Raw genomic sequence first — 25,284 nt, forward strand, 5'->3', positions numbered from 1 at the left:
AGTGGACACGGTCGCGGCGCTGCGCGAGATCCTGGACCAGCGGGTGGCGGTGCTCGACGGGGCGTGGGGCACGATGCTGCAAGGCTTCGGGCTGACCCCGGCCGACTACCGCGGCGAGGTGATCACCGATGATGCGCGGGACGTCGCCGGCGATCCGGATCTGCTCAACCTGACTCGCCCTGACCTGATCCTCGACGTGCACCGCCGCTACGTCGCCGCGGGCGCGGACATTCTCACGACCAACACCTTCACCGCGACGAGCGTCGGGCAGGCCGACTACGGGCTGCAGCACCTCGTCCGCGAGATGAACCTGCGCGGGGCGCAACTCGCGCGTCAGGCGGCGGACGAGGCCCGCGGCAAGTTCGTGGCGGGGTCGATCGGCCCGCTCAACGTGACCCTGTCCCTGTCACCGAAGGTCGACGAGCCGGCCTATCGCGCCGTGACCTTCGACGACGTCCGCGAGGCCTACGCCGAGCAGATCGCCGCACTCGCCGAGGGCGGTGCCGACCTGCTGCTCATCGAGACGATCTTCGACACGCTCAACGCCAAGGCCGCGATCGCCGCCGCTCGCGAGGTCGCTCCGCACCTGCCGTTGTGGATCTCGGTGACGATCGTCGACCGGTCCGGCCGCACGCTGTCCGGTCAGACCGTTGATGCGTTCTGGACCGCGATCGAGCACGCCCACCCGCTGATCGTGGGCGTCAACTGCTCGCTGGGCGCGACCGAAATGCGCCCGCACGTCGAACAGCTGTCCCGGCTGGCCGGCACCTACGTCGCCTGCCACCCCAACGCCGGGCTGCCCAACGCCTTCGGCGGCTACGACCAGACACCGGACGAGACCGCCCGCATGCTCGCCGAGTTCGCCGGTTCGGGGCTGGTCAACATCGTCGGGGGCTGCTGCGGCACCGGCCCCGACCACGTCGCGGCGATCGCCGGGGCGGTGTCCGGCGCCGCTGGGCGCACCGTCCCGGGCCCGCGCACGCACAGCCGGTTCAGCGGGCTGGAGCCGTTCGAGATCGGCACCGACACCGGGTTCGTCATGATCGGCGAGCGCACCAACGTCACCGGCTCCGCGCGCTTCCGCAGGCTCATCTCCTCCGGTGACTACCAGAGCGCCGTCGACGTCGCCCTGGACCAGGTCCGCGGCGGCGCCAACCTGCTCGACGTCAACATGGATGCCGACCTGCTCGAAAGCGAGCAGGCCATGACGACGTTCCTGAACCTGATCGCGACCGAGCCCGAGGTCGCCCGGATCCCGATCATGGTCGACAGCTCGCGCTGGAGCGTCCTGGAAGCCGGGCTCAAGTGCGTGCAGGGCAAGGGCGTGGTCAATTCCATCAGCCTCAAGGAAGGCGAGGAGCCCTTCCTGCGCCAAGCCCGCCGCATCCGCGACTACGGCGCCGGGGTCGTCGTCATGGCCTTCGACGAGCGAGGCCAGGCCGACACCATCGAGCGCAAGGTCGAGATCTGCGCCCGTGCCTACGACCTGCTGACGAGTGAGGCCGGATTCCCGCCCGAGGACATCGTCTTCGACCCGAACGTGCTCGCGGTCGCGACCGGTATCGCCGAGCACAACGGCTACGCCAAGGCGTTCCTCGAGGCACTGCCGCTGATCAAGCAGCGGTGCCCGGGCGCGCGCACGAGCGGTGGCATCTCGAACCTGTCGTTCTCCTTCCGCGGCAACGATGTCGTGCGCGAGGCGATGCACTCGGCCTTCCTCTTCCACGCCGTGCGCGCGGGGCTGGACATGGGCATCGTCAACGCGGGCCAGCTCGCCGTCTATGAGGACATCCCGGCCGACCTGCTCGAGTTGGTCGAGGACGTGCTGTTCGACCGGCGCGAGGACGCCACGGACCGGCTCGTCGCGTTCGCCGACACGGTGAGCGGGCGCGGGCGCAGGCGCACGGCCGACCTGTCCTGGCGTGAGGCGCCGGTGGAAGAGCGGCTGCGGCACGCGCTGGTGCACGGCGTCGTCGACTACATCGAGGAGGACACCGAGGAGGCCAGGCGTGGCTTCGGGCGTCCGCTCGAGGTCATCGAAGGCCCGCTGATGGACGGCATGAAGACCGTCGGCGATCTCTTCGGCTCGGGCAAGATGTTCCTGCCGCAGGTGGTCAAGAGCGCGCGCGTGATGAAACGCTCGGTCGCCTACCTCGAACCGTTCATGGCGGCCGAAAAGGAACAGGCCCGGCTGTCCGGGCAGGCCGAGGCCGAGCGCGGCCAGGGCAGGATCGTGCTCGCCACCGTGAAGGGCGACGTGCACGACATCGGCAAGAACATCGTCGGGGTCGTGCTGGGCTGCAACAACTACGAGGTGCTCGACCTGGGCGTGATGGTGCCCACGTCGGTCATCCTGGACACGGCAGTCGCCGAGAACGCCGACGCCATCGGACTTTCCGGGCTGATCACGCCGTCGCTGGACGAGATGGTCGCCGTCGCCGCCGAGACGCAGCGGCGCGGGTTGAAGATCCCGCTGCTGATCGGCGGCGCCACGACATCACGGCAGCACACCGCGGTACGCATCGCCCCGGCCTACGACCACGCCACCGTGCACGTGCTCGACGCGTCCCGCGTTGTCGGCGTCGTGTCGGATCTGCTCGACCCCGTTCGCTCGGTGGCGCTGGCGGAGGCCAACTGTGCCGAGCAGGAACGGTTGCGCGCGCAGTACGCCGCCAAGCAGCGCCGCCCGATCCTGACGCTGGACGAGGCGCGGACCAACCCCGAGAGGGTGCCGTTCGACGACCTGGCGGTGCCGTCGTTCACCGGCGTGCGGAGGGTGGAGCCGGGGCTGACGGCGCTGCGCGAGATGATCGACTGGCAGTTCCTGTTCCTCGCGTGGCAGTTGAAGGGCAAGTACCCGGCGATCCTCGGCCAGCCGGTCGCGCGCGAGTTGTTCGACGACGCCAACGCCCTGCTGGACCGGATCATCGCGGACGGCAGCCTGCACGCGCGGGGCGTGTACGGTTTCTGGCCGGCGCGGAGCGAGGGCGATGACATCGTGCTCGGCGACGGAACGCGGTTCCCGATGCTGCGCCAGCAGACGGCCAAACCCGGCGGGCGGCCGAACCGGTGCCTCGCGGACTACGTCGCCCCGGCCGGGGACCATCTGGGTGGGTTCGCGGTGGCCGTGCACGGGGCCGAAGACCTCGCCCGCCACTACGAAGCCCGGCACGACGACTACCGGGCGATCATGACCAAGGCGCTGGCCGACCGGCTCGCCGAGGCCTTCGCCGAGCACATCCACCTGCGGGCACGGCGGGACTGGTTCGAACCGGACGCGCGGCCGTCGCTGGAGGACCTGCACGCCGAGCGGTTCCGCGGCATCCGGCCCGCATTGGGCTATCCGGCCAGCCCGGACCACAGCCAGAAGCGGGAGCTGTTCGAACTGCTCGGCGCGGACCGCATCGGGCTCGGCCTGACCGAGTCCTTCGCCATGACCCCCGCGGCGAGCGTCAGCGGGCTGATCTTCGCGCACCCGGCGTCCCGGTACTTCACCGTGGGCCGGCTGGGCCGCGACCAGATCGAGGACTACGCCGGGCGGCGGGGCGTCGTCCGCGCCGAGATCGAGAAGTGGCTGCGCCCCAACCTGGGCTACGACCCGGCAGGCGCCGGCGCGAGTTCGACGTAAGGCGCTACCAGGGGAAGGCCAGCTCGGCGACGAGTTCGTCCGGAGCGGACAGTCGCCAGGCTTCGTAGACCAGCTCGGACAGTTCGTCGGCCTCGATTCTGGCCAGGTAGACGACCACCCAGCCGAACCCGCCGGAGGTGAACTGCTCCTCGAAGACATCCGGCCGCTCGGACACCAGTGCCTGCTGCTCGGACAGCGTCTGCTTCAACCCGACGGTCTGAGTGCGCGGCCAGTAGTAGCCGAACCGTTTGCCGCGCACGCTGAATGACGTGTAGTCGCGTCCCTCGGCGCGCTGGACCTCGGCAAGCATGTCGACCATCCGCTGGAACTCACCACTGCGCACGCTCACCCGTGGTCTCCCCGTGTCGATGTCCCAGGCGCCGGGCGGTTCGGCTCACCAGCCGCGTTCGCGCCACTCCTTGAGCTTCGGCCGTTCCGTGCCCCGCGCATCCGTTCACGCCGACGCGCGCACCTGGGTGGCTCGTCGCGATGCCTCTGTCGGTGGTTGGAGTGGAGACATGGCCGCACTTCCGATTCGTGATCGTGCCGGCAACGCCTTGGCCGACCTTCGTTTCATCACGGAGGAGGAGCTGGCGCGTCTGGTCGAGCAGGTGCCCGTGCCCGCATCGTTGGTCGTCGTCTCCCACGCGGACGCCGTCCTGATGATGTTCGACAGCTGGCGGAAGCAGTGGGAGCTTCCCGGGGGCACGCGGGAGCCGGGTGAAACCACGCGCCAGGCCGCCGTGCGGGAGTTGCGCGAGGAGACCGGCATCCACGTGGTGGACCTGACCTTCGCGGCCGTGGCCGAGTTCGATCTCACGAAGCCGGAGCGTCGGGAACTCCTTGCGGTCTATCGGGTTCACCTCCAAGTCGTGCCGCGGCTGACCGTGAACGACGAAGCGCTGGACTTCCGGTGGTGGCCGCCATCGGAACCGGTCAGTGAGGACATGAGCCCGCTGGACGCGGAGATCGCCAGGCGCGTGGTCCACTCCTCGACCACCTGAGAACGGCCCCGCCCTTCTGCCGCGAAGCGACACGGCCAGGCCGCCCGCCTGCGCTGCGTCGCAGCAACCGCCGCGACACGCCCAAGTGTCATGCTCCGCGACGATTCCAAATGTCACCCTGGGTTGGCAAGGGCGCTTTCGAACCGGGCGCAGATCCACCTCAAGATGTCTCAATACCGCACCTGGCGTTGTCCCGCAACGGAGGACAGAGCCAAGGCAGTTCGGCCCGGCGGGCGGGTACTTCCTGGTGGAAGACGCACAGGTGGGCGACATCGTGCGCACGGTACCTCGCTGCCACGTCAGATGGCATCGTCCAATGGTTCTGAATCCGCCTCACCATTCATTCGCGCCTGCCGAGTGAACCGATGTCAGGTTCATCGGGAGGAACCCAATGCCGAGGTTGCCGGCGCGCCCAATCTGGCCGGGATCGTTACCCGGTCGCGACCGAACGGTTCACCCCCTCGCCAGGCCGCCTGACGGGGACCGGGAGACCTGTGCGGGGCGCTGGTCAGATTGGAGGGTCCACGCCGAGTGCTCGGGCTGCCCAGCCGAAGGTGGCGTCGGCCCAACCGAAGATTTCGAGGGTGGAGTCGATGTTCGGTGGGGGCGTTCGGACAAGGGTGTCGTGGCGAATCAGGCGCTCGAAATCCACTGCCGGGTCGGGCCGAGCGTTGCCGTTGGCGTCCGGGAAGGAGACACCGGCCAAGGTCATGATCTTGATTATTTCGTCGGCGAGGATACCGTAGCCAATCGTTGTGGAGTGCACGCCATCAAGCGAGAACAGTCCACCGGATGCGCGTGCCCCGCTGTCATCGCTGGCCAGGAAGTGCGAGTCCGGTGTCGGGGTAAGGGACTGTAACGCATCTGGCAGCGGGTAGGGTTCCCACCAGTCAGGCCGGGCGTCTTCATCCTCCATGAACCGGCGCGACGCCAGTCGGTCCAGTAGTCCCGCTACGTCGAGCAGGTACCAGTCGCGGACTGTTCCGTCGGTGCCTGCGCGGGCGTCATGTACTGTGTGTTGGATCGCGTCGTTGTACATGTCGATCGCGGTGTCGACCGCGCGGGCCTGTTTGTCGCTGAGGTTTTGGTCTCGGGCTGGGCGGAAGTGTTCGTCGTCGATCCAGGGGCGGGTGTAGTGCGGAAAGTACCGTGACCCGGTTGCGATCTTCGATTCGCCGACGCCTCGGGCGAGCGGTGCGATGGTGACGTGTGGGACGGTGCACCAGATCACGTGCCGGGCACCGATGGCCTTGACCTTGGCGACGACCTGGGCGAGTTCGGCGATGAAGTGCGTCGGTGTCCACACCGTGTAGTTCTTCTTCTCGACCAGGTCGGTGTAGTTGGGTCCGGACCAGGCCACCCGCAGTTGGGTGATGGAACCGAGGGCATTGTTGGCGCCCAGGAACACCACGAGGGTCTCGATGCCGTTGTCGGTTGCCGTGTCCTTGTCCGCGCCGAGCGCGGCGGCAGCGTCGAAGACCGTCATGTGGCTGGTTTCCTCGGACCAGCGCGGCAGAACCCGGAGCGCGGCGCGGTCACCAGCATTGTCCACCAACTGCATGAGGAGGTTGTCCCGTGGTGCGCGGATCATCCGTTCGCATTCGGCCGCCGTGCGCTGTAACGCGTCGCGGAGGTCCCAGCCGAAGACTGCCAGGTCATGGTTGATGGCGGAGACGATCGGGGCGGTGGCACCCGGTCCGCGTTCCCAGTAGTCTTCGACCTCGTCCATGAACCTGTGGAGGTGGAATAGCGCGAGCGGTACTTCCCAGAGGCTGGTTTTCGGCCCGAACCGGTCGGCCAGATCGCGCAGCAGATACTCGATGTTGAGTGGGAGCCCACCGAAGCCGGGATAGTGTGGACGGCGGTACTGGCCGATCCATCCGAGTTCGTAGGCGACGATGGCCGGCACCGACAGGTCGGTGTTGAATATCGCCCCGCTTTGGAAGCCGTGCAGCAGGGAATCCCCGATTGCTACGATTCGGTGCCGGGGCGAGCCGCTCGCTGTGCGCACCACTGGTACGCCGAGCGTGGGGTCGAATGCGGGAACACGCGGTTCTTCTTGCGCTCGTGCCTTGACTTCTTCGGGTGTGTCGGCGGGGACGCGATCACGAGCATTGGACATGACAACATAACCTCATAACTTCTATGGACCGGCGTTGGTTGGGTTGCGAGTGTCTTGGAGGATCATGTCGCTCGCCTTCTCGCTGATCATGTAGGTGGGCGTGACGATGAAGAAGCCCGGGATGCGGGGGAAGACAGAGGCATCGACGATGCGCAGGCCCCGCACGCCGTGCACTCTGAATCGGCTGTCCACTACGGCCATGGGATCGTTTGAGGCGCCTATCTTACAAGTACCTGAGGCGTGATGTCCCCAGGCTTGGTCCCGAACGAAGTCTCGCATCTCCTCCACGGTCTGCACCGACGGTCCGGGTGACAGCTCCTTGTGAATGACCCGTTCGGCGCGTTTGTTGATAGCGCGCACGAATTCAATTCCTTTCACGACGGCGTCGAGATCATTTCCTTGTCGGTCCGTACCTTCGGCGAAGTAGTGGAAGTTGACGTCGGGGGTGTCCCTCGGATCCGCTGAGCGCAACAGCACTTTTCCCCCGTTGTTGGCGGTGTGTGCCTTCAGGATTCCCCAAGTGAACCGATTGCGGTTGCGGACCAGTGTCTCGGAGTAGCCTGGTTCGTAGCCTCGGAATTCGCCGGGGAAGCCGAAGACGAACAGATCGGGATCGGTGAGGGTCGGCTGAGACCGAAGGAGGAGGCAGATCACGGCTCCGTTGGTTGTGTACACACCGGAGCCGGTCTGAAACTCCTCGAAGCAGGGGTCTGGCGGCTGTCCCGGCATGGGGGGACGAAACGTGCAGTTCTCGAGGATGGCGAAGTCGTCCTCGACCTCGCTGACAACGCCGACTTCGTATCTGTCCTGGAGGTTCTCACCGACACCTGGGAGATCCACCACGACGTCGATGCCGTGTGTTCGCAGCTCCGCCCTCGGTCCGATACCTGAGAGCTTCAGCAACTGCGGCGTGTTGAACGATCCGGCCGCGAGGACGACTTCCCGCCGCACCAGCACTCGCCGAGCCTGCGGCAACGGGCCTTCGGCCACCGCCCGCGGATCGGCTCGGTACGTGTGTGGCTGCTCCACGTAGTCCACTCCGCGGGCCCTGCCGCTCGCGTCCAGCACGACTCGCGTCGCAAGTGCCCCGGTTCGGAGCACCAGGTTGTCCGGAAATCGTCGCCGCGCGTCCATGATGCGCTCTCGGGCACTCGATCGCCGACCGTCCACTGTGGTGGACATCGGGACGAGAAACAGCCCCTGGAGGCGGTCCCTTGCCACTCGCCAGTCGTTCGGGTCGACCAGGCTGGCCAGCGACTCAAGTGACCCCAGCGGTCGCTGGAGGAAGTCTGTGAGCGATTCCTCGGCCGCTGCTAGAACTATCTCGAGCAGTTGCGCGTCTCGAACGACCAGTTCGGGGTTCGCGAAAGTGATGGGAAGCCAGCCATCGAATCCGTGCCGGGCAGGGTTGCCGTTGCGGTCCCCGGCGAAGGCCGGTGATCCCAGTAGCTTGCCAAGCAGACTCTGGCCTGGTATGCGCGGCGGATGAAATTTTTCCATTCGCTCGAAGTAGGAGCGCATGGCCTCACTTCTCCACGACTGGTCACCGGTGATCTCCACGATGTGGTCGAAGTCGCTGTTGTGCGGATAGACGGTGATCAGGGCATGATGCGCCGTGCACCCGCCCAGCGTGCCGGTCCGCGGATAGAAGATGCCCTCGTAGCCGGGGTGGTCCGGATCCTGGCCAAGCTCCACGTACTTGCGATCCCGTTTCGCCTGCCGCCTATCCTGATAATGTTGGACGAAGTACCTCCAGCTGACGTGCGGATCCTCGGAGGCCTGCGCGTGAAAGGCAGGCACTTGATATTCGTCGTTCTCGCTCGCTTCGCCGGCCTCCAGTAGCAAGACCCGCATCCCGGCCTCGGCCAGGTTCGCGGCCAGCGGACCTCCGCCGGCGCCGGAGCCAATAATGACGAAGTCAAAACCCTCTTCGGTTTCGATGCCGTTCACGTTTGATGTGATGGATGCTTCACTCATCAGTGATGTCTCCGTTCGGCCGACCAGGGGATAACCAGTCCGCGGATACCGACAGGCGCCCGGACCTGACCTTCGTCATCAGTAATCGTCCAGGAACTCCACGAGCAGCCTGATCACTTTCTCGGGAGCGGCGAGTGGTATACAGTGCCCGGCTCTCTCCAATCGCACGTAGCGCCACGCGCCGGTAACGTACTTCTCGGATGCGAGCATCTGTGCTTCGCCGAGAGCGTGATCGTGATCGGACCAGACTCCCAAGACCGAGCAACCGACGGACGGCAAGTGCGGGGGCGTGACTTGCCCGAAGGAAGCCGGGGAAAAGTTCGCGCGGTACCAGTTGAGCCCGGCAGTGAGCGCTCCGGGGCGGCTCAGGTCGGCGAGGTTGCGGTCGACGTCACCATCGCCGCGGACGAAAAGGCGGAACAGTGCCCAGTCATCACGGCGTAGCGACTCTTCCGCGATATCGGCGTACTGGAAGAACAGTACGTACCACGCCAGCTCGCGTTGCCGGATCTGATCGGTGAAGTAAGCAGACGGGTGGCCTACCGACAACACGACGAGTCGCTCCACCACTTCTGGTGCCACGCCGGCGAGTGTCCACGCCAGCGTCGCGCCCCAGTCGTGGCCGACCACGTTCACTCTCGACACCCCGAGCGTGGTGAGGATGCCGAGAACGTCCTGCACAGCCAACTCGAGACGGTAGTTTCCAACGCCTTCCGGGCGGTCCGACTCACCGAATCCTCGCAGGTCAGGAGCAATCACGCGATGGCCGGCCGCGACCAGTGCGGGGATCTGGTGGCGCCACACCGCCGAGGAGTCCGGAAAGCCGTGCAACAGCAAGACCGGTGGTCCCGTGCCTTCGTCGATGACATGGAAGGACAGTCCGTTCACGGTCATCTGCATGGCGATCTCCTTGGCTCTACGCTCGCTGTGGCGGTCCTACCTGCTCTGCTCTCTGCGGGCCTGGAACTTCAATGAGACGAAAGTGCCGCAAAGTACTCGTTCAGGAACCGATCGTCGGGATCGCTCTTGGCTCGGTACGCCAGGATCTCCTCCCAATCGGTTCCGAGCGTCCGGTGGACAATGTCGCCGCCAAGCTGTTTTGTCTGATTCAAGAGCGGACGTGCGCCGAACTGCGAAACGAAGGCATTGTAGCGTCTGTTGAACTCAAGCCAGAGTGGATCGTTCGGTCGCGAGTCGGCGATGTCCATCGTAAAGATGTCCTGGGACGCCGAGAACGACAGTACGGCGCGTTGATCGTGATTGATGAAGTAAGCACTTGCGACCAGGCTCGTGCGAAACCCGGTGTTTTCGAAGTACTCACGACAGAAGGCGATGAATGCCGGAACGAATTCACTCCAACGATCCACCGGAATCGCCCAGAACGTGAAGTCGAAAAAATGGAACCGGTCGAACTGGTAGTCGATGTTCGAGTCAGAGCGTCGCGCATTGAATCCGCCCAGGAGCGAAAGGATCCTGAACGCAGCCACGGTGACCTTGTCGAAAATTCCGTAGAACCAGTTGAAGGGAAGCAGCGTCGTGAACAAGCTCGACTTGTCCGCCCAGATCATGTCCCGGGCTGATCGCTTGAGTCTTGAGAAGCGCGAAATTCGCGTGTTGCCGGGAAGAATTCTGCGTTGCTCCACGACTATGCGGTTGGAGTAGGGCATGCAGAAGGCCAGGACGCCGTCGGCGCCTTCGAAGAGCTGATCGCGGTCGGAGACGGCGGAAAGATCCAGTATCTTGTACCGGTATGAGAGTACCGACTGCCGCTGGATGCGGAATGTGACCTCGAATATGATCCCGACCAGCCCGTAACTGGACCGGATCAAGCGCATCCTTTCAGGGTCTTTCTCCTCGGTCACTTCCTCCACATCGCCATCCGCGTTGACCAGGCGTACGCCGATGACGATCGAGCTTACCTGTCCCGGTCCGTCGCGCCCCAGGGAAGCATCTTTGGTACCGCAGCACGCGACTGAGCCGGCGGTGGCGTTGCCGATTTCAGGTGACACTTCGAGTTGCATACCATGTGGCCGAAGAGCGTCACGGATCTCGATCAGTTCCACCGAGGCGCCGACCGTGACCGTCATATTCGAAATATCAACACTAATGTCGTGGAAGTTCGACATCAGTACCTGAGTACCTTCGGAGACGATAGATCCGTTCAACGAGTGAAAGCTGCCTCCAGCGCGAACCGGCGACGGATATTTGTCCTTGTCCTGCACGATCTCGCTGAGCTCGTGTTCGTTTTCGGGACTGACCACCAGCTGCGGAGTACTGAGGACCGAGTTGTTCCAGTTTCTGATGACCGGTCGCGTCATGATCGCACTCCTTTCCCGGTTGCCGAGCTGATGCGCCACGGTGTGAAAGCGTTGTCGACGCCACGTAGCGCTGGCCTCAGCTGTGGATAGTGACGTAGCAGAACCGAAACCATGGTGTTCGTTTCTATCCAGTTCACGCCGGCCTGGGTGTACACCTCCGGTGTGTAATCGTCGGTGAAGAAACGGTCGCTACTAAGTCGCCGGGACGCCATCAATATGAAGATGCGGAATGCGGTGTCGCTGAATCCGAAGCCCTGCGGACGCTTCTCCGCGAACATGCCGACGATGAGATCCACACGTTCTATGTCGCCGCCGTAGACCTCTCGCAAGGTAGCCGCCAGCGCAGCGTCGCCGGTGAGCGACTCGAAGTCTTTCGCGGGCTTCATGCGGAGCAGGCGGCGAAACTCGTTGTAGCGAGGCACGCCAAGCTCGCGGGTCCGTAGGATGTCCGTCGCGGCGAGATCAACGACCTTCCCGTCCGGCCGCTCGAACTCCTGCAGGTAACGGGGGAAGTTGTTGAGCACGATGGCGCCCGGGTGTAGGGTTCCGAACGAGTAGAGCAGGTCATGCATAGGTATCTTTCGCGCGACCTCCAACGCTGCCGGTCCGGCGATCTGGCGCAAGGTGTACTCGGCCAGGGTGGTGTCGTCGGTCGCCGCACGGATCGTCCAGTCGTCGCGCATCAGGGGGTGCATGCGATAAACGGCCACGAACTCCTCGGTCAGATTGAAGGGTACGCCGAAATGGTTCTTTCGCGAGCCAGGAATCCCACTTACCAGAGCACTGCTGCTGATTCGTCCGAAAATCTTGTGGATACGCTCGGAGGCAAGCCCCCACCAGTTGATTCGGAGAGCTCGTACGGCAGTGGGGTGGCTGAGGATGGCCGGTGTCCACTCTACTGTATGTATCTTCGCCATGAGGGCGGAATTGACCAGGCGGGCGACCTGGAAGAGGTCTTCGTCGGTCCAGTCCGCGAACTCCGTGCGAAGCCGGTCACAAATGGCGTTGTGCTCACGAGTAAACAGCGTGGCCATCATCGAGAGGCCAAGCCAAAAACCGGGTTCGCGGCTTGCGTCGGTATGGCTGGAAATTATTGGTTGCAGCGACTGTTCGTTACCGAACACATCCAGTTTTCCGTCCACGCCAGTTCGCGCCACTTGCTGCTGTTGTCTGTTGTTTCCGTAGATCGACGAGGCATCCCACCAAGCAGAGTTGACGTTGATAGAGGTCGGCGGAACGGGCGTACCTCCCGTGGGCCGTGTCGGATCGGGGGCGACCCTGGGGATCGTCAAGGGTGGCTTCGGCCAGTCGTCGTCAGCTTCCAGCGGAAGCTGCCACGGGTTCTCGTCCGAACGGACGTGGCTGAACCAGTCCCGGACCATGAACTGGATCCACGCGGCCGCGAGGGTGTTCAAGGTCGTCGCTGGTTCGAACCGATGCCTCGTCATCAACCGCCGGCTCACCACCCGTGGATTTGGCGACAGTAGTTCGGGCTCAGGCTCTGGGATAGCGCGATCAAGTGGGATGTTCCGATTGAATCGGGCACCGGCCATGCCCATGGACGGGTGATCCAAATCGTTGCATGAGCCATCGGAGGAACGCGCTGTCATAGGGCAGTGGCCATCTTCCTCGGGGGGCCGGCTGGTCGTCGGCAAGGTACTCGTGTCATACAGGTTCTCTTGGCGGAGCTTGTTGCGTATACCGTTGATGATCGCGAGCCCGACGGGCACCGGAAATCGATCCCAACCGAACCGGCGGTCGATCCGTTCGGCAAGAGAGTTGTACGCGCGCGAGAATAGCGACGTACGATGTCCCGCACCGGCCACCGGCTGCGGACTCTTCATAAGCGCGACCTTCCCGGTGGTTCGGCGCCGCGATGGAGCCGCTGTCTTCTGTTTCATGAAGTCCCTACCTTTTTGCTGTGGATTCGGCGCAGTTGGAGGAAGTTCCGGAAGCCGGGGAGCCTCGAGTACGGTGAATAACGATGCTCTGGGTTGCGCACGCGGCACTTGGCCGTCCGGTTTCTCGCGACGAGCGGGCCGCGGATCGGGCCCCTCGAGGAGATCGCTGGGTGGGGCAACGCCGCCCAGGTCGCCTGTGGGGACGGACAAGGCGGGCGGCGCGAGAAGCGGACCTTCCCGCCTGTAAACGCTGCCCGGCGCCCTCACAGAACATCACCCCAACCTCACACGTTTGACATCGCGGAATTCCGCGTACGGCGACGAGAACTGCGGTTCCGTACGCTGCGGGCGCCTTCGAAGTCGTACGACGGATCTGCTTCGTGAGATTTCTTCGCGACCAGTGCCAGGCCTGTGTTCGTCGCGGAGATCAGAGTCGTGAGGATGGCGGCACGATGCGGGAGCTGGCCGCGTATTCCCCCGATGGCAGCCGCTGCCGTGTCACTTGCGTGGATGAGCGGCGCCACCTGGATAGACCACTCCAGCCGCTTTCCGCGCAGGAACAGCAGCTCGATCCCCAAGATCAGTGTGCGTATGCCGAACAATCTCAGAACATAGAGGCTTCCTGGCTGATCCTCCACGTTCAGTCGACGAGCAACCAGCTGCGGCACGAAGAGCGCCGCCACACCATTTAGCAGCCGGATGCCGCCGAGTGTGAGGCCGCTGAACTTGTATATCCTCGCTCGAACCATAACGGCTCCTAACCGGTCGAGAGGCTTGGCTGTGCCCCGCCTGCGGATCGAGTTCGCACCAGCAGTGCATACGGGCGATCCGCAGGGGGACGGACGCTGAGAAAAGCGAGTCTCGCCGAGTGGGACACCGCACCACACTGTCTGACAGCCGATGATGGCCAACTCCTCGCCGACCGCGCACAAGCTAGTCCGGGCCCCGCTCTCTCAGCGGCCATCACGCACAGTGGCGACGTATGCCCTCTCCGAGGCTCACGCTGCACGCGCACGAAACTATGTCGACTTGTGTCCTTCACCTTGGCACCCCGGTCTCAATCGTGACCCGCCTCTTTCGGGTGATTCAGGACGTCACACGGCAGAGTGGCAGAATCCCGGACAAGTCAAGCTCAGGGGTGCGAAGCTGCGCCGTTCGAAGCCCGGACACCGGCCAGGTTGACATCGCCGGCGCCGATCGCCTCGAACCCGCCACCCAGGGCAGGGCCCTGGTCGTCCGGTGACGTCACCGGCAGCGGTTAGCTCGATCTTTGACCTTGGGGTGGGTGTGTGGTGACTCCAGTTGATCGTGGCAGCAGCCCTTGGTTGGTCGTTCTTCTTGCTACGGAGAGAGGATCAACGACAAGGGTTGCGGTGATCAGTGTGCACACGATGGTGGGTGCGCTGGGGGAGTTGGCCGGGTTCCGCCAAAGGTTTTATGGGTGTCTGACGGCTCGCGTGGATGCGTTGTTCGAGGTGGCTGGTGCGGTGTTGTGTACCGACGGCCTGGTCCGTTCGCTGCTTGGGCTGTCGTTGGCGTCGGAGCATCGGCGCGGGCATGGCGGGTTGTATGAGGGGATCAGCCACGGGCGTGTCGACATCACCCGCTTGTGGAATCTTGTTGCCGCACAACGGTTACCCAAAGCCGCGGACGGCCGCATCGTGTTGGCGGTGGATGTGTCGCCGTGGCTGCGGCCGGACGCTGATACCACGCCGGAGCGGTCGTTGTGCCCTACCCGCGGCTGACCCGACGCGCGGCCTGGACCGGCCACGAGGGGCCACTGCCGATCATCGCCGGCACCGTCATCCGGCTGCAGGTTGATCACCTGCCCAGCGGCGGTGACCCGAAACCGGCGCCCCCGAAGCCGATGTCGACCGCTGCTGGCAGGCGTTTTTGCGCCGCTCCGACATCGAGCACACCTTCCGGCTGTTCAAGCAGACCCTGGGCGGTACCGTTCCCAAGCTACGAGCACCCGAGGCGGCCGACCGCTGGACCTGGCTGGTGGTGATCACCGTGCACACCCAACTCCGCCTCGCCCGGCCACTGACCACCGACCTGCGACCGCCCTGGGAAGAGCCAGTCCAGCCCGACCGGCGCACACCCGCCCGAGTACGGCGCGGGTTTCGCAACCTCCGCACGAAGACACCCTCCCCAGCCAGTGCACCAAAACCATCCCGACCCGGGTCCCGGGCGGCCACCCGGCCCGAAAAACGAGAAACCCGCACAACACCACCGCGTCGGACACATCCTGGCCACCGGCCAGGCATACAAACACCCCACCCATCACAAAAAGAGAGACACCAAACCACGACAGACCGGTTAAAACTCAAGGTCAGAGCCTGTTCCTGAACTTGATCTTGACGTACCGGGTGAGGCGGTTGAGTAGCAGATGTGGTGGGTTGGCCGGTTTTGTGGTGGGCGAGGGTGTTGGGGTCTTCGTGTGGGTTGCTGTGTCTGGCTTTTGGTGGTCGTTGGTTGTTGGTGGGTTGATTGAGCAGTGCGATCTGCTTGGCCAGTGGCGCTGGAAACGCATCGCCGCCGACTGAACCCGAATCCTCCCCGTCATCGCAGCCGCTACCAGCACAAACCGACTTTGACGTTCACCTGGGGTCGGGGTTTGTCTGGGGTTGGTGGTGTTGGTGGGGTGGTGGTTGTGGGTTTGTGGGGTGTGGCGGCTACGCTCGGGCGCGTTCAGTTGCCCTCTTGCGGGAGGTTTGCGGATGCTGGTTGTGCACGGGTTTTGGTCGTTTGGGGTGGGGTTGTGTTTGTGGGCTGAGGATTCGGATCGGGTGGTGAAGAGTTCGAGTCAGGCGTTGCGTGTCGCGCGGCGGCATCCTTTTGCCGTGCCGGCAGGCACGCTTACCGGGTTGCACGCCGGCAAGGCCGGTGACGTGGTCCTGTTGCTGCCGTCACTGCGCAGTGCTCCCCTGGATTCGCCGGAGCTGATCCGGGTCACGCCACGCCCGCTCGCTCAGTCGAAACCCGCGTTGCTGCCCTGGACCGTTCCTGTTGTCACCCTGGATCCGTGCTCGGCGCTGTCCGCGCTGGAGGGGCGTATCGGGGACGTGCGTTACGGCGCTTCAGTGGACTATCTCGGTGAAATCGTCGCGTTTGCGCGTGAGTTGGTGGCTCGTGGTCGGGTGTTGCCTACGCTTGAGCGCGACGAGATCGGCGTGGTTGCCGAGTGGCGGCCGGTGCTGCAGGGACGCGATGTCGTCGCGGTGCACTCCCTCGTCACCGCGATGCCCCCGGTGTGCCGGGCGGTGCCGGGCCACGACGATCCGCACGAACTGGTCACCGTCGCGTTGCGCGCGCTGGTCGACGCGGCCGCGCGCGAGGTGCTGCCCGCCGACTTGGTGCCGCCGCGGCGAGGTCGCCGCCCCAAGCGGCTTCCCGTGGTTGAGGCCTGGCTAACCGCCCTTTGCGCTCCGGACGGGCGGTTCGACGCCGAGACCGACGATGTCGACGTGCTTGCCGAGGCACTGGCGCCGTGGGGTGAGGTTGGTACTGGGCGGACGGGGCCGGCGCGGGCGACTTTCCGGCTCACCGAAGTCTCCGAGGGGGAAGAGCCTGGGTGGTGCCTGGAGTTCCTGTTGCAGTCGGTGGAGGATCCGAGCCTGCTGGTGCCTGCGGCGCAGGTTTGGGACGACGATGGCAGTCTGAGCCGGTGGATCGCGCGTCCGCAGGAGTTGTTGCTGGCCGAGTTGGGTCGGGCCAGCCGTAGCTATCCCGAGCTGGTGCCGGGTTTGCGTCAGGCCCGGCCGTGCGCGCTTGAGCTGGATGTCGAGGGCACCTACCATTTCCTGTCGGTCGCCGCACCTGTGCTCGACGAGGCTGGTTTCGGGGTGATGCTGCCTTCGTGGTGGGACCAGCGCCGCCAGCTCGGGCTTGTCCTTTCGGCGCACACGCCGGTGGACGGGGTGGTCAGGAAGAAGAGCAAGTTCGGTCGGGACCAGCTCGTCGAGTTCGGTTGGCGGTTGGCGGTGGGTGATGACAGGCTCACCGATGAGGAGATCGCGGCGCTGGCCGAAACCAAGGCGCCGCTGGTCCGGCTGCGTGGCCAGTGGGTGGCGGTCGACCCTGAGCAGCTGCAGCGGGGTTTGAAGTTTCTCAGGCGCAAACCGACAGGGCGTAAGACCGCGGCCGAGATCCTCGCTCTGGCGGCCGCTCACCCGGATGACCTGGACCTGCCGCTGCCTCTGACTGGTGTGCACGCCGACGGGTGGCTGGGTCAGATCCTCGACGGCACCGCGGCGCAGTCTCTGCGCCCCGTTCCTGTACCGGCGGGTTTCCAGGCGCAGTTGCGGCCCTATCAGCAGCGGGGCCTGTCGTGGCTGGCGTTCTTGTCGACGCTGGGGCTCGGCGCGTGTCTTGCCGATGATATGGGCCTTGGCAAGACCGTGCAGTTGCTGGCCCTGGAATCCGTGCATCGCGCGGGCGATCCCGGTGCCGGGCCCACGCTGCTGGTGTGCCCGATGTCGTTGGTGGGTAACTGGCAGCGGGAAGCCGTGAGGTTCGCCCCGCAGCTGCGGGTCTATGCCCATCACGGACGGGAACGGCTGCATGACGAGGTGCTGCGGGGCAGGCTGACCGAGACCGATCTTGTTGTCACCACCTACGCCACGGCGACTCGCGATATCGATGAACTTGCCGGTGTCGAGTGGCAGCGAGTAGTGCTGGACGAAGCGCAGGCGATCAAGAACAGCCTGTCGAAATCCGCCAGGGCGGTGCGCAGGCTGGCTGCCGGGCACCGTGTCGCGCTGACCGGCACGCCGGTGGAGAACAGGCTGGCCGAAATGTGGTCCATTATGGACTTTCTCAACCCCGGGATGCTCGGTAGTTCGGAGCTGTTCCACACGCGCTACGCGATTCCAGTGGAGCGTTACGGCCAGACCGAGCCGGCACGGCGGTTACGCACGATCACCCGCCCCTACATCCTGCGGCGACTCAAGACCGATCCCGCCGTCATCGACGATCTGCCGGAGAAGATCGAGATCAAGCAGTACTGCCCGCTCACCACCGAGCAGGCATCGCTGTATCAGTCCGTTGTGGACGACATGATGGACAAGATCGAAAATTCTGAGGGCATCCAACGACGCGGCAATGTGCTGGCCGCGATGGCCAAGTTGAAGCAGGTGTGCAACCACCCGGCCCAGTTGCTGCACGACCGGTCAACGGTCGGCAGGCGATCGGGCAAGGTGATCCGGCTGGAGGAAATCCTCGACGAGATCCTCGCCGAGGGTGACAAGGTGCTGTGTTTCACCCAGTTCACCGAGTTCGCCGAGATGCTGTTGCCACACCTGTCCGCGCGTTTCGGCACCGACGTGGCCTACCTGCACGGTCGTGTCCCGAAGAAGCGTCGCGACGAAATGGTCACCCGATTCCAGTCCGACGACGGTCCGCCGGTCTTCTTGCTGTCGTTGAAGGCGGGCGGTACCGGGCTGAACCTCACCGCGGCCAACCAGGTGATCCACCTCGACCGTTGGTGGAATCCCGCCGTGGAAAACCAGGCCACCGACCGCGCTTTCCGTATCGGCCAGAAACGCACCGTGCAGGTACGCAAGTTCATCTGCACCGGAACCCTCGAAGAAAAGATCGATGACATGATCGAGGAGAAGAAAGCCCTGGCCGACCTCGTGGTCTCCGACGGAGAAGGCTGGCTGACCGAACTGTCCGCACGCGACCTGCGTGAGTTGTTCACCCTGTCCGAAGGAGCCGTCGGTGAGTAGCGACTGGTACCCCCCGCCGCCCCGCCCCCGCGCGGTCGAGGGCGGCCTCAAGGCCCGCAGTACTCGCGGCGCGATCGGTCAGACCTGGTGGTCAGGGCGTTTCGTCGCCGTGCTCGAAGACATCGGTATGGGCAACCGGCTCCAGCGAGGCCGCAACTACGCCCGCAAGGGCCAGGTCATCTCGCTCGACATCGACGCCGGATCCGTCACCGCCCGGGTCCAGGGCAGCAGAGCACGGCCCTACCGCGTGCGCATCGGCATCACCGCCTTCGGCAAGCTCGAATGGGCCAAACTCGAACGCGCACTCGCCGACAACGCCTGGTACACCGCCAAACTCCTCGCCGGTGACATGCCCGACGACATCGAAGACGTCTTCACCGCCCTCGGGCTCCCTCTCTTTCCCACCGCGGCCGCGGAGCTGTCCATGGACTGCTCCTGCCCCGATGCCGAAGTCCCGTGCAAGCACATCGCTGCGGTCTTCTATCTCCTGGCCGAAACATTCGACGACGACCCGTTCGCCATCCTCACCTGGCGCGGGCGCGACCGGGACGACCTCCTGGCCAACCTGCAAGCGGCGCGCACCGCGGGCGCGCCGGCCGCCGATCACGTCGAGCGTGTCGGCCCACCCCTGGCGGACTGCCTCGACACCTACTTCACCCCGCAAGCCGAGATCCCCAGGAGCAGCCCGGCACACACCGACAGCACCGCTCTGCTCGATCAGCTACCACCGGTCGACACCACGGTGCGCGGCAGCGTCCTCACCGATCTGCTACGGCCGGCCTACCTGGCGTTCGGTGCAAGCGGCCGCCAACCCTTGACCGGCGCCACCCGTGGGCGTGACCTGGAAGCAATGCTTGAACTCCACCACGTAGCGGTCGAATCCCTGCTCCACCACTACAACGCCGTCAACCCCCGTGTGGGAGGAGACGCGGTACTACTGGTCGACCTCACCTACCACGAAAACGACCCACACACGGTCGAGTTCGACCTCGCCGAAGCACTTCAGGACATCCTGGGCCTCGAAATCACCATCACCATCACCAGTTGAACGAAACACCACCAACAGACCCCGCCGCCGCAACACCCCATACACCGGCCGCCCGAACCACACCAACACGGGCCGTTCCAGCCGCGGTGGCCACGCAATGCCCCCTCACCAAGACCCGCCAAGGTCACGAACCCCCGGCAGGTCTCCGTGCTGTCCGGCTCGGCACCCATGCACTCGACGTCGGCGCGCACCAAGTCGACCATGAGCGGAACAACAACGAAATGGTCTGCTCATAGTGCTCGAACCCCCACACGTCCGAACCACTCAGCGGCTCGCACGATGACCAAGATAGGGACCACTGCGCCACCAGGTCGGCCATCGTCTGGTGGGGGATGTCGTGAGGACCGCGTATGCGGCCGGTCGAGTGAGCGAAGTCGGCGAGGACGCGTTTCTCCGCGTCACCGGGCCTGGCAGGATTCGTAGCCATGCGGACCTCCGCCGTCCGTTCAGGCCCCGTTTCGCTGCCCTAACAGCAAGCCGGGGCCGCCTACTCGGTAGGCAGCCCCGGCCCGGAAACCTCCTCAGCTCACCAACCGCGCTCTCGCCACTCAGGGATCTTCGGCCGCTCCGTACCGAGAACGGAGTCATCCCCGTGACCGGGGTAAAACCACGTGTCGTCCGGCAGGACGCCGAACACCCTCTCCTCCAGGTCGTCCATGAGGCTGGTGAAGTCCGTCGGATTTGTTGTCCGCCCGACACCGCCTGGGAACAGCGAGTCGCCGGTGAACAGATGCGGCGGCCCCGACGGGTCCCGGTACAGCAGGGCGATCGAGCCCGGTGTGTGCCCGCGCAGGTGGATGACCTCGAGTGGGCAGTCGCCGACGGTGAGCGTGTCGCCTTGTTCGAGGAGGAAGTCCGGCGGGACCGGGAGCGGCCCGGCGTCGGCCGGGTGGGCGGCGGTGTTGGCGCCGTTCGCGCCCGCCACGGCGCCGAGTGCCTGCCAGTGGTCGGCGTGCTGGTGGGTGGTCACCACGGTGCGGAGCGCGGGGCGGTCCGGGCCGTGGCCGATGAGGTCGGAAATCCGGTCCGGGTCCGCGGCGGCGTCGATCAGCAGGGCCTGGTTCTGTGCCCGGCACACCAGAAGATAGGTGTTGTTGTCCATCGACCCGACGGAAAGCTTCGTGATGGTCAGCGCATTCAGTGTGCGCCTGGCCGCGTCACCGCCGGGCTCGACGTGCCCCGTGTAGTCGTCTAGGACGTTCACCCACCCCACGCTAGTCGGTGTGCCCGGCGGCGGTTCCACCCGTTCAGCTGTATCTCAGATTCGTAACGTAGCCTCGGGCGGCCCCGCCGGTTCGATCTTGCAGGAAGCCAGTGCTCAGCTCCGCCGTGTCCGCGCACCAGCCCAGGCGCATCAGCTGGGACGCCGTCCGAGTCTTCGCGGTGCTGTCCGTGATGCTCGGGCACATCACCCACCAGGGCCCGCTCGCACACTCCGAACTCGACAACTACCCGTTCAAGGTGACGGCCCAGTACGGGGCGGCGGCGCTGATGGTGATCTCGGGCTACTTCGTCTGCCAGTCGGTCCGCCGCGGCCGCACGGAACGCTGGTGGTGGCGCAAGATCACCCGCCTGGTGCCGCCCTACCTCGCCGCGGTCCTGCTGACCTACCTGGTCATGCGGATCGCCAGTACCGCCTTCAACGGCCAGGGCTTCCACGGCGGCTTGTGGAACCTGTTGTTCGGGCCGACCTCGGACGGCCGGGCCTGGGTGTCGTCGTGGTACGTGCCGGTGGGCTGGGACCTGCTGGTCAACCTGGCGATGATCCAGGGCTGGCACAACGGTTTCATCTGGCTGGACGGCTCGTACTGGACGCTGCCGGTGCAGCTGCTGGTGTTCACCGGCGCCGCGCTGCTGTGGTCGCGCACGCGCTGGTTCCGCACCGGCCGCCGGATCCAGGGGCTGGCGTGGGGCATGGTTCTCGGGCCGCTGGTGCTCCGGTTCTGGGTCTTCGGCGTGCACAATCCGTCGCCGTGGGCGTACGCCGTGATCAACGGCTTCGGGTTGCACCGGATGCACGCGTTCGCCGCCGGGATCGCGATCTGGCTGTGGGCCCGCGACCGGATGAGCGGCCGGCACCTGGCGCTGCTCCTGGGCGCCGCCGTCTGCGCACAGGACCTGCACCTGTACCCGGAGCACATGGCGCTTCCCGGCGATCCCGCGCGGATGCCGTCCATCCTCGGCTTCGCTGTGATGCTCATCACAATCTGCGCCGCGGCGAAGGGGCCGGACTGGACGTTCCTGCGCCCGTTCGCCCCGGTCATCACCTGGCTGGCCGGCATCTCCTACGGGGTGTACCTGCTGCACCAGGAGCTGGGTTACCTGCTGGCGAAGGCCCTGCTCGAAGCGGGTTTCACGGGCTGGGAGCGGCTGCCGGTGGTGATCGCGGCCTCGATCGGCCTCGGCTGGCTGCTCACCGTGGCGGTGGAGCGGCCGGCGCACCGGTGGCTCACCCGGCCCCGCCGGGCCGTGGCGCCGGCGCCACACCTGCCTCCGGACTCGCAGATCCGTCGCCCGGAAAGTAGCCGGGGTCCGGCTCCCGTTTCTGTCGGTGGTCCGTCCTAGCATGGTTGCGGCCGGCTCGACCGGCCCGAGTGTTACCGGGTGACGAGTGCGCGTGGACCGACCCAGCACGTCGCGCGTTCGGCGATAACACTGGGGACAAAGACCAGCGAAGGGACCTTGGCGTGGCTGACCGCCTCGTTGTTCGTGGCGCTCGCGAGCACAATCTCCGCAGCGTCGATCTCGACCTGCCCAGGGACAGCCTGATCGTGTTCACCGGCCTGTCCGGTTCCGGGAAGTCCAGCCTGGCCTTCGACACGATCTTCGCCGAGGGGCAGCGCCGCTACGTGGAATCCCTGTCCGCGTACGCGCGGCAGTTCCTGGGCCAGATGGACAAGCCGGACGTCGACTTCATCGAGGGCCTCTCGCCCGCGGTGTCCATCGACCAGAAATCGACCTCCCGCAACCCGCGCTCCACCGTCGGCACCATCACCGAGGTCTACGACTACCTCCGCCTGCTCTATGCGAGGGCCGGCAAGGCACACTGCCCGCAGTGCGGCGAGCCGATCAGCAAGCAGACCCCGCAGCAGATCGTCGATCAGGTGCTCGAAATGGAGCCGGGCACCCGCTTCCAGGTGCTCGCGCCCGTGGTGCGCGGCCGCAAGGGCGAATACCTCGACCTGTTCGCCAACCTGCAGCAGCAGGGCTACTCGCGGGCGCGCGTGGACGGGCAGGTCCACCAGCTCACCGACCCGCCGAAGCTGAAGAAGCAGGAGAAGCACGACATCGCGGTCGTGGTCGACCGCCTTCAGGTCAAGCCTTCCTCCAAACAGCGGCTGACCGACTCGGTCGAGACCGCGCTCCGGCTCGCCGACGGGCTGGTCGAGCTGGAGTTCGTCGACCTCCCCGAGCACGATTCGCACCGAACCCGCGGCTTCTCCGAGAACCTGGCCTGCCCCAACGGCCACCCGCTGGCCATCGAGGACCTCGAACCCCGGTCCTTCTCCTTCAACTCCCCCTACGGGGCGTGCCAGGAGTGCACCGGCATCGGCGTCCGCAAGGAGGTCGACCCGGAGCTGGTGGTGCCGGACGACGAGCTGTCCCTGGCCGAGGGCGCCATCGCGCCGTGGTCGGGCGGGCAGAGCGCCGAGTACTTCCAGCGCCTGCTCGAATCCCTCGCCGAGACCATCGGGTTCCGGATGGACAGCCCGTGGCGGAAGTTGCCAGCCAAGGCACAGAAAGCGGTCCTGCACGGCATAGACGAGCAGGTCCACGTGCGCTACCGGAACCGCTACGGCCGCGAGCGCTCGTACTACGCCAACTTCGAGGGCGTGATCCCGTTCCTGGAGCGCCGCCAGGAGCAGACCGAGTCCGAGTACATGCGGGAGCGCTACGAGGGCTACATGCGCGAGGTGCCATGCCCGGCCTGTCAGGGCACCCGGCTCAAACCGGAGATCCTCGCGGTCACCCTCGAGCACGCTGAGCACGGCGAGCGTTCGATCGCCGAAGTCTGCGCGCTGTCCATCGAGGAGGCGTCGACGTTCCTCGACGGCCTGAGTCTGGGCCAGCGCGAGAAGATGATCGCCGGTGCGGTGCTCAAAGAGATCCAGGCGAGGCTGCGCTTCCTGCTCGACGTCGGGCTGAACTATCTCTCGCTCGACCGCGCCTCGGCCACCCTGTCCGGCGGCGAGGCGCAGCGGATCCGGCTGGCCACCCAGATCGGCTCGGGTCTGGTCGGCGTGCTCTACGTGCTCGACGAGCCGTCGATCGGTCTGCACCAGCGCGACAACCACCGGCTGATCGACACGCTGACGCGGCTGCGCGACCTCGGCAACACGCTGATCGTCGTCGAGCACGACGAGGACACCATCCGCGCCAGCGACTGGGTGGTCGACATCGGGCCCGGCGCCGGCGAGCACGGCGGGCACATCGTCCACAGTGGATCTTTCCAGAAACTGTTGCGCAGCAGGAACTCGCTGACCGGTGCCTATCTGTCGGGCCGCGAGGTCATCCCGGTGCCCGCGATCCGGCGCCCGGCCGACCGCAAGCGCCAGCTCACCGTGGTCGGCGCCCGGGAGCACAACCTGCGCGGGGTGGACGTGTCCTTCCCGCTCGGCTGCCTGGTCTCGGTCACCGGCGTGTCCGGTTCGGGCAAGTCGACCCTGGTGAACGACATCCTCGCGACCGTGCTGGCGAACAAGCTCAACGGCGCGCGCCAGGTGCCCGGCCGGCACACCAGGGTGCGCGGGCTCGACCTGGTGGACAAGCTGGTGCGGGTCGACCAGTCGCCGATCGGCCGCACCCCGCGCTCCAACCCGGCCACCTACACGGGCGTGTGGGACCACATGCGCAAGCTCTTCGCGGCCACCACCGAGGCGAAGGTTCGCGGTTACCAGCCCGGCCGCTTCTCCTTCAACGTCAAGGGCGGCCGGTGCGAGGCGTGCGCGGGCGACGGCACCATCAAGATCGAGATGAACTTCCTGCCCGACGTGTACGTGCCCTGCGAAGTGTGCAAGGGGGCGCGCTACAACCGGGAGACGCTCGAGGTGCACTACAAGGGCAAGACCGTCGCCGACGTGCTCGACATGCCGATCGAGGAGGCCGCCGAGTTCTTCGAGCCGATCAAGGCGATTCACCGGCACCTGCAGACGCTGGTGGACGTCGGCCTCGGGTACGTGCGGCTCGGCCAGCCCGCGCCGACCCTTTCCGGCGGGGAGGCGCAGCGCGTGAAGTTGGCCAGCGAGCTGCAGAAGCGTTCGACGGGCAAGACGGTCTACGTGCTCGACGAGCCCACCACCGGCCTGCACTTCGAGGACATCCGCAAACTGCTCGGGGTGATCAACGGGCTGGTGGACAAGGGCAACACGGTGATCGTCATCGAGCACAACCTGGACGTCATCAAGACCTCGGACTGGGTCATCGACATGGGACCGGAAGGCGGATCCGGCGGCGGGACGGTCGTCGCCGAGGGCACCCCCGAACACGTCGCGACCGTCGGGGAGAGCCACACCGGAAAGTTCTTGCAGACCGTCCTGGGATAGGTCCGGGCGGGCAG

15 protein-coding genes are annotated in these 25,284 nt (G+C 65.7%); 7 read left to right on the forward strand and 8 right to left on the reverse strand.

What is annotated here, in order from left to right; translation table 11 throughout:
• The first annotated feature begins 1 nt into the window (after position 1).
• Positions 2 to 3,628, forward strand: a complete 3,627-nt coding sequence (gene metH, locus VJT49_RS01630) for a methionine synthase (RefSeq protein ID WP_324162370.1) — start codon at positions 2 to 4, stop codon at positions 3,626 to 3,628.
• Between the two features lie 4 nt (positions 3,629 to 3,632).
• Here metH and VJT49_RS01635 read toward each other — a convergent pair whose 3' ends face one another.
• Complete coding sequence (locus tag VJT49_RS01635; RefSeq protein ID WP_324162372.1) at positions 3,633 to 3,977, reverse strand: MmcQ/YjbR family DNA-binding protein; 345 nt, start codon at positions 3,975 to 3,977, stop codon at positions 3,633 to 3,635.
• Positions 3,978 to 4,146: 169 nt separating this feature from the next.
• Here VJT49_RS01635 and VJT49_RS01640 point away from each other — a divergent pair, with 169 nt between their 5' ends.
• The gene (locus VJT49_RS01640; protein WP_324162373.1) at positions 4,147 to 4,632 is read left to right on the forward strand and encodes an NUDIX hydrolase; all 486 of its coding nucleotides are present in this window, start codon (positions 4,147 to 4,149) and stop codon (positions 4,630 to 4,632) included.
• 508 nt (positions 4,633 to 5,140) lie between these two features.
• Here VJT49_RS01640 and VJT49_RS01645 read toward each other — a convergent pair.
• From VJT49_RS01645 to VJT49_RS01670, 6 genes are all read right to left on the reverse strand, one after another.
• A complete protein-coding gene (locus VJT49_RS01645) occupies positions 5,141 to 6,193 on the reverse strand; it encodes a hypothetical protein (RefSeq protein WP_324162374.1) in 1,053 nt (350 codons plus the stop codon).
• Positions 6,194 to 6,775: 582 nt separating this feature from the next.
• Positions 6,776 to 8,704, reverse strand: coding sequence for a GMC family oxidoreductase (locus VJT49_RS01650; protein ID WP_324162375.1), 1,929 nt, complete (start codon positions 8,702 to 8,704; stop codon positions 6,776 to 6,778).
• Positions 8,705 to 8,809: 105 nt separating this feature from the next.
• Complete coding sequence (locus VJT49_RS01655) at positions 8,810 to 9,631, reverse strand: alpha/beta hydrolase (RefSeq protein WP_324162376.1); 822 nt, start codon at positions 9,629 to 9,631, stop codon at positions 8,810 to 8,812.
• Positions 9,632 to 9,699: 68 nt separating this feature from the next.
• Positions 9,700 to 11,088 (reverse strand): FAD-binding oxidoreductase, encoded by a 1,389-nt coding sequence (locus tag VJT49_RS01660; RefSeq protein ID WP_324162378.1) that lies wholly within the window; start codon positions 11,086 to 11,088, stop codon positions 9,700 to 9,702.
• Positions 11,046 to 12,950 (reverse strand): peroxidase family protein, encoded by a 1,905-nt coding sequence (locus tag VJT49_RS01665; RefSeq protein ID WP_324162380.1) that lies wholly within the window; start codon positions 12,948 to 12,950, stop codon positions 11,046 to 11,048. Before VJT49_RS01665 ends, VJT49_RS01660 begins: the two co-directional genes overlap by 43 nt.
• A gap of 284 nt (positions 12,951 to 13,234) precedes the next feature.
• Positions 13,235 to 13,699, reverse strand: coding sequence for a hypothetical protein (locus VJT49_RS01670; RefSeq protein ID WP_324162382.1), 465 nt, complete (start codon positions 13,697 to 13,699; stop codon positions 13,235 to 13,237).
• Positions 13,700 to 14,323: 624 nt separating this feature from the next.
• Between VJT49_RS01670 and VJT49_RS01675 the strand changes: the two genes are divergently transcribed.
• From VJT49_RS01675 to VJT49_RS01685, 3 genes are all read left to right on the forward strand, one after another.
• Positions 14,324 to 14,695 (forward strand): transposase, encoded by a 372-nt coding sequence (locus VJT49_RS01675; protein WP_324162384.1) that lies wholly within the window; start codon positions 14,324 to 14,326, stop codon positions 14,693 to 14,695.
• 1,047 nt (positions 14,696 to 15,742) lie between these two features.
• Positions 15,743 to 18,679, forward strand: a complete 2,937-nt coding sequence (locus VJT49_RS01680) for a DEAD/DEAH box helicase (RefSeq protein ID WP_324162386.1) — start codon at positions 15,743 to 15,745, stop codon at positions 18,677 to 18,679.
• A complete protein-coding gene (locus VJT49_RS01685; RefSeq protein ID WP_324162387.1) occupies positions 18,672 to 19,727 on the forward strand; it encodes an SWIM zinc finger family protein in 1,056 nt (351 codons plus the stop codon). Before VJT49_RS01680 ends, VJT49_RS01685 begins: the two co-directional genes overlap by 8 nt.
• Positions 19,728 to 20,253: 526 nt before the next feature.
• Here VJT49_RS01685 and VJT49_RS01690 read toward each other — a convergent pair.
• Complete coding sequence (locus VJT49_RS01690; protein WP_324162389.1) at positions 20,254 to 20,931, reverse strand: MBL fold metallo-hydrolase; 678 nt, start codon at positions 20,929 to 20,931, stop codon at positions 20,254 to 20,256.
• 110 nt (positions 20,932 to 21,041) lie between these two features.
• Between VJT49_RS01690 and VJT49_RS01695 the strand changes: the two genes are divergently transcribed.
• Both VJT49_RS01695 and uvrA read left to right on the forward strand, forming a co-directional pair.
• Complete coding sequence (locus VJT49_RS01695) at positions 21,042 to 22,292, forward strand: acyltransferase (protein ID WP_324162391.1); 1,251 nt, start codon at positions 21,042 to 21,044, stop codon at positions 22,290 to 22,292.
• 122 nt (positions 22,293 to 22,414) lie between these two features.
• Entirely contained in the window at positions 22,415 to 25,270 is a 2,856-nt protein-coding gene (uvrA, locus tag VJT49_RS01700) for an excinuclease ABC subunit UvrA (protein ID WP_324162392.1), read from the forward strand.
• Positions 25,271 to 25,284 lie beyond the last annotated feature (14 nt).

The organism is Amycolatopsis sp. (assembly GCF_035276945.1).
Classification (GTDB): domain Bacteria; phylum Actinomycetota; class Actinomycetes; order Mycobacteriales; family Pseudonocardiaceae; genus Amycolatopsis_E.

Excerpts from the sequence above, each read along its gene's own strand:
- VJT49_RS01640 (WP_324162373.1), top strand. The coding sequence starts at position 4,147 with ATGGCCGCACTTCCGATTCGTGATCGTGCCGGCAACGCCTTGGCCGAC.
- VJT49_RS01645 (WP_324162374.1), bottom strand. The coding sequence starts at position 6,193 with ATGCAGTTGGTGGACAATGCTGGTGACCGCGCCGCGCTCCGGGTTCTG.
- VJT49_RS01655 (WP_324162376.1), bottom strand. The coding sequence starts at position 9,631 with ATGCAGATGACCGTGAACGGACTGTCCTTCCATGTCATCGACGAAGGC.
- VJT49_RS01665 (WP_324162380.1), bottom strand. The coding sequence starts at position 12,950 with ATGAAACAGAAGACAGCGGCTCCATCGCGGCGCCGAACCACCGGGAAG.
- VJT49_RS01670 (WP_324162382.1), bottom strand. The coding sequence starts at position 13,699 with ATGGTTCGAGCGAGGATATACAAGTTCAGCGGCCTCACACTCGGCGGC.